6 protein-coding genes and 2 pseudogenes are annotated in these 11730 nt (G+C 55.1%); 4 read left to right on the plus strand and 4 right to left on the minus strand.

Annotation, left to right across the window (positions count from 1 at the left end; all coding sequences use genetic code 11):
- Nucleotides 1-279: 279 nt before the first annotated feature.
- Together HA48_RS04300 and HA48_RS04305 are read right to left on the minus strand one after the other, a co-directional pair.
- Entirely contained in the window at nt 280-3588 is a 3309-nt protein-coding gene (locus tag HA48_RS04300; protein ID WP_158086955.1) for an Ig-like domain-containing protein, read from the minus strand.
- Nucleotides 3589-4054: 466 nt separating this feature from the next.
- Nucleotides 4055-5770: pseudogene (locus HA48_RS04305) on the minus strand (flagellar biosynthesis protein FlhA); the annotation flags it as partial.
- On the opposite strand from HA48_RS04305, the gene lafU reads away from it, so the two are divergent.
- Nucleotides 5745-6665: a putative lateral flagellar export/assembly protein LafU gene (lafU, locus tag HA48_RS04310; RefSeq protein WP_244182796.1), complete on the plus strand. Its 921-nt coding sequence runs from the start codon at nt 5745-5747 to the stop codon at nt 6663-6665. The pseudogene HA48_RS04305 and the gene lafU sit on opposite strands and share 26 nt — an antisense overlap.
- Before the next feature lie 318 nt (nt 6666-6983).
- A complete protein-coding gene (locus HA48_RS04315) occupies nt 6984-7589 on the plus strand; it encodes a hypothetical protein (protein ID WP_128599936.1) in 606 nt (201 codons plus the stop codon).
- A gap of 40 nt (nt 7590-7629) precedes the next feature.
- On the opposite strand, the gene HA48_RS04320 is transcribed toward HA48_RS04315, so the two are convergent.
- Nucleotides 7630-8250, minus strand: coding sequence for a response regulator (locus tag HA48_RS04320; protein WP_128599937.1), 621 nt, complete (start codon nt 8248-8250; stop codon nt 7630-7632).
- Nucleotides 8251-8522: 272 nt separating this feature from the next.
- Between HA48_RS04320 and olsF the strand changes: the two are divergent.
- A pseudogene (gene olsF / locus HA48_RS04325) lies at nt 8523-10264 on the plus strand (bifunctional ornithine lipid synthase OlsF).
- Nucleotides 10265-10396: 132 nt separating this feature from the next.
- The gene (locus HA48_RS04330; RefSeq protein WP_128599938.1) at nt 10397-10711 is read left to right on the plus strand and encodes a hypothetical protein; all 315 of its coding nucleotides are present in this window, start codon (nt 10397-10399) and stop codon (nt 10709-10711) included.
- Here the strand turns inward: HA48_RS04330 and HA48_RS04335 are convergent.
- Nucleotides 10708-11529 (minus strand): DUF4225 domain-containing protein, encoded by an 822-nt coding sequence (locus HA48_RS04335; RefSeq protein ID WP_128599939.1) that lies wholly within the window; start codon nt 11527-11529, stop codon nt 10708-10710. The genes HA48_RS04330 and HA48_RS04335 overlap by 4 nt on opposite strands.
- Between the last annotated feature and the right edge of the window lie 201 nt (nt 11530-11730).

Raw genomic sequence — 11730 nt, forward strand, 5'->3', positions numbered from 1 at the left:
TGCGCTTCAAACCGGGGCCGGCCTCCAAACTGCCGAACGTCGTCGACGAAGCCGAGGCGATGGCGCAGCTATAGCGGCAACCCTCCTGATCTCCGGAGTGGCGACCCGAAGGCCGTCAAATGCACCGCACCCGCGCAATACATTGCGCAAATCCCCAAACCGCACCCACAAAAAAGCCGCAGCATCTCTGCTGCGGCTCTGTTTCACTGTTCTGTTTTACCCGGTCCGCATTAATGCGGAACCTGGAGTATACGAGGCATCATTGCGGACCCCGATTTATCATACCAGCTCAGTCTTCACCCCTTCCTGCACCAGCAGCTCGGCATCACCGTGGCTGAAGACGTTGTAATGCACACCCGCGATGGTGACGGTGCCGGCCTGCTGCTGCCAGCCGGTGAGGTCATCGCCTTCCGGCAGGATATCCGCCAGCTGTACCACATCGCCCGCATCGCCGTTGACCACCAGCTGGGTTTTGCCGTCGGTGATAAAGATATCCTTACCGCCGTGCTCCAGCAGGTTCTCAACGTTCAGGCGCAGCGTGTTGTCGCCGCTGCCGGTGATGTCAAAAATCTCCACTGAAGAGATCTTATGGCTGACGTTGTTGAGATCCAGCAGCTGGTTCTCACCGGTGATATAGAGCGTATCGATGGCTTTCTCATGACCAAACATCGAGACGGTGTTCAGCTCCTCCACGCCCATCAGCGTCAGCGCATCGTTCTGCAATGGCTGATCGAACAGCTGTGGCGGCTGCTCGTCGTGATAGCGCACGGTGATGTTATCGATATAGGTGCCTTTGGTCTTCTGGATCACAATTGAGGCAACATCTTCACCGTTAGGGGCATCGAAGCGCACGCCGGCGGGATCGGTGCCGGCAGTGACTTTTTTGCTGCCTATTTTAACGCCGGCGGCGTTATAGAAATCGATCACGGAGTCTACGTTGGAGATGTCAAAATAGACGTAGCTGGTTTTTTTCTCAAATTCTATTTGAACGTTTGTACCATTTTCGGCATATAAAGAATCTGAGTTTTTGAGCTCTTTATATTGCGTTAGCTTAACGCTAAGGATCTTTTGATTGTCTGCAGATAATTTCACATCCCCATATCTGATAAATGTTACAGGCGTTTTTACGTTAAGCTCATCAAAGTTATAGATCATATCTGCATTGCGCTCATGCTCACCCTTACTTTCCCAATTAATATTGTCCAGATAGAAGTTTCCAATATTTTTCATTTCAACCAGCCCAATGGGTTCCCCGTAATTCCCGCTGAATATGAATTTTTCTAAATTGTTTTCGAGCAGATTTATTGTGTATTCTCCAATAAGTTTATGATATATGTCATAGACGCTTATACTGACTCGAGAGGTGTTTCCTGATTTACTCAGCATGTCAAAGGAAATTTCACTTGCACCTTTGAAATCAATTGAGAAGACACTATCGGTCGGAATGCTCAACGATCTTTTTCCTATTAGGGAAGATGGCGAATTTGATGATACGCTTTCTAAAAATATATTAGTTCCATTTAAGTTATTGAGTGCTACACCATCTTTGATATAGTAGTTTCTTCCCGTGGAAAACACCCCTACTGGGAGAGATGGTAGTATATTTTCAAAATCAACTTTATATACGGGAGGTTGAGTGGGAGCATCCCATTCAATACTGGTTAGACCGAAGCTATTATTATCTCCAGTAGTTAGTGTAATGTACTCAGCGGAGTACCTCTTATCAATAAAATATTCATAGTTGACGCGAGTAATCGCAGAGCTTGGTATTTCCTTTCCTAAACTATCATAAGCTTTGAAAGTATATGCGATAGTTTGTCCTGGACTTACTAGCTGAAATGAGAATTTAATATAGTTCGCACCATTCAACTCGAGCTTTACGGTCTCATTGTTTGAGACATTGAAGTACGGTTTTAAAAATGGTTGAGCTGTCAGGAATGGCGAAAAAACTAGCGCTTTATTTTTATTTGATATCTTCAATCCACTATTGAATTCAAGTGTTGTTAATTCTCTTATAACCGTATATTCAATGACTTCAGAGAAATTGCAGAAATTACTCGACCGTCCCTCACCATCAGCTACAATATCCAGCTTATACTCCGGGCCACCTTTCCCGCTCTCATTTACCGGCCTGAAAGTCCAACGTCCCATATCCAGTGCCGGTGGCGTAAACGTCCAGTTACCGGTGCTGTCGGCTTTTGCCGTACCAATGCGCGGCTGGCTTTCGCCCTCCTGGCGGTACTCGATCATGATAGTGCTGTTGGCTTCCGCCTTGCCGCACAGGGTGGGCGTGGTGTCGTCGGTCTGGCCGTTGTCGATGCGGCCCTGGCGCGGTCCCACGTCATCCCAGGCGCTGTCGATGCGCGGCGCGTAGCTGCCCGGCGCCACCAGGCTCAGGTTAAACAGGTTGCCGGTGCCGGTGTAGAACGGCGTGGTGCCGGCGGTGAACTGGTAGTTGCCATCCGCCAGTTCAGGCGCTTCATACTGCCACTGACCATCTGTGCCCGCCTGCACGCTGCCCAGCACTTCCCACTGGCCGTAGCCGTTACGGTAGTGCAGGTAAACAATGGCGTTCGGCGTTGAGCGGCCGTGCAGGGTTGGCGTGTGGTCGTCGGTGACCGCGCCGCTGCCCAGCATGCCGGTGAAGTGGCCGGCATCGTCCCACGCGTGAGTGATTTCGGCCTGGTCATCAATACTGTCGCGAATATCCAGCCCGAAGGTGTCGCTCCAGTTGCCTGCTGAGCCGGCGCGGAACTCCCAGTTGCCCTGGCCCAGCGCCGGGTTCGGCGTCCAGCTCCATTCAGTGCCGATCATCGTGGCCGTGCCGCCGCTGACCCACTCGCCGCCCGCGTTGCGGTACTGCACTTCTACCACGCTGCCGCGCGGAGCAGAGCCGCGCAGCTCCGGCGTGTGGTCATCGGTGAATGCGCCATTGCTCAGGTTACCGGTTACGCTGCCGGCGTCATCCACTGCGTAATCGATGCTCACGCTGTCCGGGCCCGGCTGGCTGCCGTGGTGCTCAATCGTCAGATCAAAGCTATCCGACACCACGCTGGTGTGACCAACCCTGTCGGTGCTGGTAACGGTGAAGCTGTGTGTGCCGTTATCCAGCGCGGTTTCCGGGGTGATCTCCCAGCTGCCGTTGGCATTCGCGACTACGCTGCCAATCAGCTTGTCGCCGTCGTACAGCTTCACTACCGAACCGGCTTCTGCGCTGCCGCTGAAGGTTGGCGTGTTGTCATCGGTTTTGGCGTTCGGTGAAAGCCAGCCCTGCTCGCTACCTTCGTTATCCACCACGCGGGTAATCTCCGGCTTGTTTGGTGCGGTGGTGTCTACGTGCATCAGCAGCAGGGTGGGCGAGCCCATGTTACCGGCGCGGTCGATAATACGGACGCTGATTACGTGCTCGCCTTCACTCAGCGCTTCCGGCGGTGTCCACTCCCACTTACCGTCCACCACGGTGACGCTGTAAGTTTTGTTATCCACCACGATCTCGACGGTGGCGCCGTTCTCGCCCGGCGCGTTGCCAGTGAAGGTGCGTTGCGGATTGGTAGTCCAGAACTCTTTGGCGTTGGTCAAAATATTCATCAGATATTCCATCATTCAGTGTTGTGTAAAGTGTTCAAAATCATCAGCAGCGTCCGGCGTGACAGCAGGGCGGTGATGTATCGGCAGGGGATGTTAGAGGAAGCGCTAAAGGGCGCAGTACAAGACATGTCTGTAAGGAGGAAAATTCTGAAATTACCGGTCAATACTGCGGTCAGGTGGCTGGCTGCACAGTATGTCAGCATGACGGTATCAGCATTTTTGCCTGTCACGAAAGGTATGTACTGCGATTCAGGAGTCGTTGTTTTTTACAGCAGATTAACCTGCACGGCGGCGCTCTACAGAGCTGCCCGTATTATGAATTGCACCCGCCCCAAACAGCGGAGCCCCGTTCCGGGCGGCCCTGGCGGGTCGCCCCTCCCAAAATCTCCGCGCCGATTCCATCAACCGCACCCGCCCCGCACCGCCCCGTCAGAATTGCCCCTCGCGGATCACCGCACCTACCCGGCTACGATACCTGCCCGACAATCTGCAGATTCGCGTCGTCTGGCACTTCGTTATACGAAAGCACATTCAGCCCCTTCGCAAACAGCCGCGCGTAGCGCGCAATCAGCGGACGCAGCTGTGGCGTCACCAGCAGCACCTGCGTCAGGTTCTGCGCTTTCAGCTGCTCCATCATCACCGGCAGCGTGCTCTGCAGCTGGGTCAGGATGTTCGGATCAACCGGGAAGCTGTCGAGCGCCACTTTGCCGCCCTGCTGCGCCTGGTTGAGCGCCGCCAGCAGCAGGTTCTCCAGGTTGCTCTCCAGCGTGTAAGCCGAAAGCGGTTTGCTGTCCGGCGCAATTGCGGCCACCATCGCCCGGCGCAGCGCGTAGCGCACATCGGAGGTCAGCAGAATCGGATCTTTGGTCACCGCCACGCTCTCCAGCAGCGTGGTGGCGATGGTGGTGATGTCCTTGAGCGACACCTGATCGTTCAGCAGCAGGCGGTACACCTTGAGTTGCAGGCTGTAGTTCACCGCCGCGTTCACATCCTCAGAGAGCTTCGGCGCCACGCCCGCCAGGCGCTGGTGCAGCTGGGTGATGTCGTCGTAGTTGAACAGCTCCGGCAGGTTCTCGCGCACTACTTTATTCACGTGCGTGGCGATCACGCTGGCGCAATCCACCACCTGATAGCCGAGGTTGAGCGCTTTGGCTTTCTGCTCCGGCAGGATCCACGTCACCGCCATGCCGTAAGCGGGATCGGTATCCAGCAGGCCGTCGATCTCGCCATACTGATCCGGCGTCGGGATCGCCATCAGGCGATCGGCATGCACTTCGCCCACCGCGGTGCGCACGCCGTTGATCTTGATGGCGTACTGCGCCGGCTTAAGGTGGAAATCCTCGCGCAGGGCGATCTCCGGCAGCAGCACGCCGCTGGTCTCGGAGACCACCTGGCGCACGCCGCGCATGCGCTGGGTCAGCGGCGCGCCTTTGCCTTTATCCACCAGCGTCACCAGCTTGTAGCCCAGGTTGAGGCCAATCGGCTCCACCATCGGGATGTTGTCCCAGCTGATGGCGGGCTGATCTTCCGGCTGCGCCAGCGCCTGGTTGATCGCTTCCATGTCTACATGGCTCTGCGTCGGCTTCTGCACCGCCCGGCTCTGGCGCCATGCGGCGAACAGCAGCAGGGCGGTGAAGGCGAGGAATACCAGGTGCGGCATGCCCGGCACAATCGCCAGCACAAACATCACGCCGGCGGCGGTGAACAGCGTGGCCGGTTTCGCCAGCAGCTGTGATTTCACCTCTTCGCCGATATCCGCGCCATCGCTGATGCGCGTCACGATAATCGCTGCCGCCGTCGAGAGCAGCAGCGACGGGATCTGCGCCACCAGGCCGTCACCGATGGTCAGCAGCACATACTGCTCGAACGCCTGGCCGGCCGGTAAGCCGTGTTTGAACACGCCGATCAGGATCCCGCCGAGCACGTTGATCAGCAGGATCATGATCCCGGCAATCGCATCGCCGCGCACGAACTTGGAGGCGCCATCCATCGCACCGTAGAAGTCAGCCTCGTTACCGACATCCTGGCGGCGCACGCGCGCCTGCTCCTGATTGATCAGTCCGGCGTTGAGATCGGCATCGATCGCCATCTGCTTGCCCGGTAGCGCATCAAGGGTGAAGCGCGCCGAGACCTCAGAGATACGCTCGGCCCCTTTGGTGACGACCACGAAGTTGATCATTAAGCGGGCCGCGCGTAAGGCCCATCACAGTGCCCACGGCGGCGCGTGGAAAGTGGCCTTTGCCGATTTTACCCTGGCGATGATGGCGCTGTTTATGGTGCTGTGGATTATGGGATCGGTCAGCGAGGATGAGCGGAAAGAGATCGTCGCGCAGCTTAACGGCACCTCCGTGTTTAACGGTTCGGGTTTTAATCCTTTTGATGTGGAAACCGGCCGGGGTAACGCGCTTATCGGCGAAACGCTGGCGATAGCGCCGCCCACCCAGGGGGCGACGGTCAGCGAATCCACCGTGGAGAGCCACGATAATAGCCTGAGCGCCGGTACCGATAAGCAGGAAGATCTGGATAGCGTACTGTCGCGTTCAGATGCCGAACTGGCGCAGCTGCGCCAGCTTATCCAGAGCATTATTAACAACCACAATGCGCAAAATCATCTGTCGCTGGAGACGCTGCCGCAGGGGCTGCGCATCCTGATCCAGGATGATCGGGATCGCATGATGTTTCCGCGCGGCAGTGCAGTGCTGACGCCGTTTTTCCAGCGCCTGCTAACCGAGCTCGGGCCGGTGTTTAATCGCATCGATAACAAAATCATGATCAGCGGCCACACCGATGCCGCGCCTTATAGCGGCAGTGCCGCTTATAACAACTGGAATCTCTCCGGTGACCGTGCGCTGGCCGCGCGGCGTGCGCTGGAGCGCGGTGGGCTGGAGAGTGCCCGCGTGTTGCAGGTCAATGCAATGGCCTCACGTATGCCGCTGGATAAAGCGGACCCGCTGAGCGCACGCAATCGCCGTATCGAAATCATGGTGTTAACCGATGCGGCGGCCGAAACCCTGTTCCAGTTTTATGGTCGCGAAGGGGAGAACGTTGTGAAACCCATTGCGGATCGCCTCCGATAACCTGTCAGTGCCTTTGAATCGCGTTTTTGATTCGACCGGTGGCGAAATCCACCGGCTTTTTTTTGCCTGATATTCTGCGCCGGATTTTTGGCGGCCCTGGCCGCCGCTGCGCGCCCCTCCCATAGCGCCACCAGCCGCTGCGGTTTAACGCTTTGGCACCTGTGAAAACGCAATGGCACGTAATGTTAAATATGTTAATAACTAATTTGGCTTTAGTAAGCTAAATCACTCTTTTATGTGAATTTTGTTGGCATGCGCACATTGCAATGGCGCCCGGCTTTGCCACAATTAGACAACGTGGCTTTCCGGAGAAAGAGTATGACTGCCCAACATTCCAGCCTGCTGTTACTGATGTCTTTCGCCGCTGGCACCTTTTCTGCAGGTGCATCCAGTAACCCGCAGCATCTGATGCTGTCGCTGCCCTCAGGCGGCGTGCCCAACAATCCGCTGCCGCTGATCATCTGGCCGCAGGTGGTGCCAGACGAAGAGGAGGACAGTGCGGCCTGGTTTGAAAGAACCTTTACCGCCAGCGGCTGGCCTGCAGCCTGGCGCGCGCCGATCTTTCCCTGGACACATTACCACCCGAACACCCATGAAGTGCTGGGCGTTGGCGCTGGCTGGGCGGAAGTGCTGTTTGGCGGCGACAGTGGCCGAATGGTAACGCTGCGCGAGGGCGATGCCGTGCTGATTCCCGCCGGCGTCGGTCACAAGCAGGTGTTTGCCTCCGAGGAGTTCTTCACCGTCGGCGCCTATCCGCACGGCATGGAGCCGGAGACAGTACGCGACGAGCCTTCCCGGCTGCGGATGTCAAAACAGCAGATCCAGCAGGTTCCACTGCCGGATCGCGATCCCTTTACTGGCGGTACAGGCGCCATGACGGATATCTGGCTGCCGGTGGCGCAGCAGTTATTGCATCAGGGATAGAAGAGGGTCGCGGCGCTGTCCGGCCGCGACCGGGTTTGTGTTATACCAGCCCATTCTCCTTCGCCGCCGTATTAATTCCGCTAATTCCTTTCAGGCCCAACTTTCGCAGAATTTTAATTTTATAGGTGCTCACCGTTTTACTGCTCAACTGCAATTGTGAGGCAATCTCTTTATTACTCATTCCTGAGGCCAATTTGACTAATACCATCAGTTCACGTCGCGTCAGGCTCATCAATTTTTCGCTGCCGATCAAATCATGCGCATCCGCAGGCGTATGGGTAACCGGATAAAAACGTTTACCGCGTTCAACCTCTTTAATTGCCACCAGCAGCGTATCCAGATTGCCACGTTTGCACACATACCCTTCAACGCCTAACTGCAGGCAACAGCGTTGATAAAAAAGACTTTCCGAGGCGGTAAATACAATAATCTTTTGCTGCGGCAGGATGCGTTTAATATCGGCTATCAGCGGAATGCCGGCCCGGCCCGGCATTGTCAGGTCCAGCAGCAGCACATCCGGCTGAGTATGATTCAACTCACTCAGCAGAAAATCGCCCTTGTTCGCCGTACCCACTATCGAATAGTGGTAAGCGCTAAGGAATGCCTGAATACCTGCGCAGATTAATGGATGGTCATCAACAATAAATACCGAATGAATCATATGCGTAGTCCGAAAATAAACGAAAAAAATGCAGGAAATAAACTCCAGGAAAATTTTCATAAGCGGAGGTGTGACCAGATTAATTCATGGGTATTACTGAGAAGATTTAAGTCCTGTCTGGAAATGGCTGATTTAATGTGTATTTGATGCTTTTATGCGCCAGAACATGGCGCTGGGTATTTTTTTCCGATTCATCTTTGCGCTGGTCATAAATCTGAAAACATGCCGAATTAACGTCGAGGCAGAAAATCACTGCGCATAAAAGGTGAATAATGTTTTCTGTCGATCAGCTTCTCACGACCTATTGGCCTGGACATCAACCGGCGAGCTGGCAAAAAAGTCTGCTCAGGTGGGCGGTGCGTGAACAGGAGTTTCAGTCATTTGCTGCCCGTTACCCGCATCTGAAAGGGGTGGATATGGTTGAACAGGTGCTGGAACACCTTGATGTGCGCTGCGAGCTGAGCGAGCGCGATCTGGAGCAGATTCCGACCCACGGCCCGGTCGTCATTATCGCTAACCATCCGCTGGGCGCGCTGGATGGTTTGGCGCTGTTGGCCGCCGTATCACAGGTGCGGCGCGATGTGAAAATCGTCGCCAACCGCATGCTGATGATGCTGGAGCCCATCAACAATTTGATGCTGCCGGTGGATAACATGGGTAACCGAACCAGCCGTGAGCAGCTCGCACGTATGCAGCAGCATCTCAACCACCAGGCGCGCTGATTATCTTCCCGGCGGGCGAAGTATCCCGCCTCTCCAGCCGTGGCGTACGCGACGGCCGCTGGCATCACAGCTTTCTGCGTCTTGCTGCCCGCGCCCGCGCGCCGATTGTGCCGGTGCACGTCGCCGGACGGAACAGCATGGCATTCTATGCGGCAGCCAAACTCGCCGCACCGCTGGCGCTGTTGATGCTGGTGCGTGAGATGTTCCGCCAGCGGGGGACCCGCATCAAGCTACAGATTGGCGAGCAGATCCCCTTCGCCCACTGGCACGATGGCCATACGCCGGGGAAAGCGCTGGCGAAGCGCCTGCGTAAACACCTCTACCGCATCGGCCAGGGACGGCGCGGCCTGTTCCAGACCGAAGCGGCTATCGCCCGGCCGGAAGATCGCGCTGAACTGAAGAGAGCCCTGCTGGAGAGCGAGCGGCTGGGCACGCTGCCGGATGGTAAGCAGATCTATCTGTGGCGACGTAACGGTGCCAGCTGGGTGCCGCTGCTGCGTGAGCTGGGACGCTTAAGAGAGATTGCTTTTCGTGCCGTTGGCGAGGGCAGCGGTCGCCGGCGCGATCTGGATAAATATGACGACGACTACTATCACCTGATCCTGTGGGATGACGATGCGCTGGAGATTGTGGGTGCCTACCGGTTTATTCCCGGCGCAGAGCAGCTGGCACGGCGTGGCCTGGAGGGAATTTACAGCCACAGCCTGTTCCATTATGACGAGCGTATGCTGCCAATTATCCAGCAGGGACTGGAGCTGGGTCGCAGCTTTATCCAGCCGGCTTACTGGGGCAAACGCGGTCTGGACTATTTATGGATGGGCATTGGCGCGTATATCGCGCGCTATCCGCAAACCCGCTACCTGTTTGGTCCGGTTTCGATTTCCGGTGGCATGCCGCTGGCCGCACGCGATCTGCTGGTGACATTTTATCGTCTCTATTTCCCGACGGAGCTGCCGCTGGCAACTTCGCGCCGCCCTTATCCGGCCTCGCTGCCGGAGGTGCTGGCGCAGTTCACCGGCGATAATTATGCTGCCGATTTGTGCCGGCTGAAGCACCTGCTGGCAAATCTCGGTACGGCGATTCCCACCCTGTATAAGCAGTATTCAGAGGTCTGCGAGCCCGGCGGCGTGCAGTTTATCGACTTCGGCAGCGATCCCGATTTCAATAACTGTGTTGATGGGCTGGTGCTGGTTGATCTGTCACGCGTAAAGCCATCGCGTTATGCGCGCTATATCGGCATGCATCTGCAGGCAGAGAGCAAGGATAAAGCGATGGGGGAGGAGCAGGCATAATGAGAGCGGTCACGGCTGCAGGGATCTGGTTGATTAAAATAAATAGTGGTCCGAATTGCTAAGGTCGATTGATAGCAAAAATTCTGCTATATCTGCCTGCTATCAGATTTAAGCAATTTAGGGATGAAGGTTATGCTGGTCAGTGAAGAGGAGTTATTACGTTCTGGCTTCAGTTCTGCCGAATTGCAGGCAGTTAAAAACAACGTCGAAAGTTATGGCGGGACGCTTGAGCAGGCAATCCACGATCTGGCAAGGCGATTTAGCAGAATGATCTGGATAGCGGCGATTTTTCTGGCAATTTTTATTATCCTGGTGCTATTCAGTTCAGGGATTAAAATAATCGCCGGTGGCATATCTCTCGTGCTGGGTATTGGCTTTATGCTACTGGCCCAACCCCCAGTACTTTGCTACAAATCATGGCGATACTGGCGGGCGGTTCAGTCTTAGTGCGGTGAGTTATCGACCGTGAGCAGGTCAAAAACGACTTTTGCTTTGAGCCCATAGCCAGCAATACGCATAGTCAGCCTGGGCTTACTCATGCTATCTACTTTGCGATAATAGTCTCTGGGCATCCATCTGAACAAGCGCCATGCACCGGCTTTTCTTGCCGCGCCCAAAATACCGTAAACGCTGGCAGATAAAGTGGCCGCATTATACAAAGCCAAACCTGTCTCGGGCTTGAATCCTAGAAATTCTGCACCAACCATGGCCGCGTCACCGAAGATCCCTTCAGAATGAGCATCATCCGGAGGTGCAAAATTGTTTATGATTTCCTGAGAAAGGCCATTAACGCCATCGCTTACCAATATAGCGCCAGCTAACATACCGATTGGCGGCATTGAAGTTATCATCGCAAGCCCGGTGAACAGAGCGATGCCCGATATGGCAATATGGACAGCTGAGAGGGTGTAACCAACAATTTTATTATTCTGCCTGACAAACTCTACCTTCGCGTACAGTTGCGCCGTCTTAATCCTTAGCAGCCTGTCTTGCTCAACCAGATTCTCTGACTCTTCGCGAAGATTCTTTATGCAGCCAATGCACTCTTCGTCACTCTTTGCCCGCCTGGCGATCGAGAACTGACCTTCAATTACGTCCCTTATTTCCTGCACAAACTGGAGACGTGTAAGTCCATCCCTGATGTGGAACCCGGCTACACGGTTAGCTGTTTCAATCAGTTTACGGGCTTCAAGATTTATCATCGTTTCTGCCCAAGCCTTATTGCGTCCATGTGAGCGCATCATAGCGAGTAGAGCTTCATCCATTTCATCGTTCCTTTGATTGGCCAATAATTTGATAATACTTAATCAGGTCCATCTGTAAATGGAGAAAACAATCAGGCCGCTGGTTTACATATATTCAGTTCCCTAAGCGTTATGTTGAGCGTCAGAGCATCCCGTGTTCTGTATGACACGTAGCAGCATGGTGGTACCGGAGGGTTCCACATCTCATCCTTAAGTCGAACG

The sequence above is a fragment of the Pantoea wallisii genome (genome assembly GCF_002095485.1).
Taxonomy (GTDB): Bacteria; Pseudomonadota; Gammaproteobacteria; order Enterobacterales; family Enterobacteriaceae; genus Pantoea; species Pantoea wallisii.

Coding starts and splice junctions, on each gene's coding strand:
- HA48_RS04300 (WP_158086955.1), bottom strand. CDS start 3,588: ATGAATATTTTGACCAACGCCAAAGAGTTCTGGACTACCAATCCGCAA.
- HA48_RS04315 (WP_128599936.1), top strand. CDS start 6,984: ATGACTGCCCAACATTCCAGCCTGCTGTTACTGATGTCTTTCGCCGCT.
- HA48_RS04335 (WP_128599939.1), bottom strand. CDS start 11,529: ATGGATGAAGCTCTACTCGCTATGATGCGCTCACATGGACGCAATAAG.
- HA48_RS04320 (WP_128599937.1), bottom strand. CDS start 8,250: ATGATTCATTCGGTATTTATTGTTGATGACCATCCATTAATCTGCGCA.
- HA48_RS04330 (WP_128599938.1), top strand. CDS start 10,397: ATGCTGGTCAGTGAAGAGGAGTTATTACGTTCTGGCTTCAGTTCTGCC.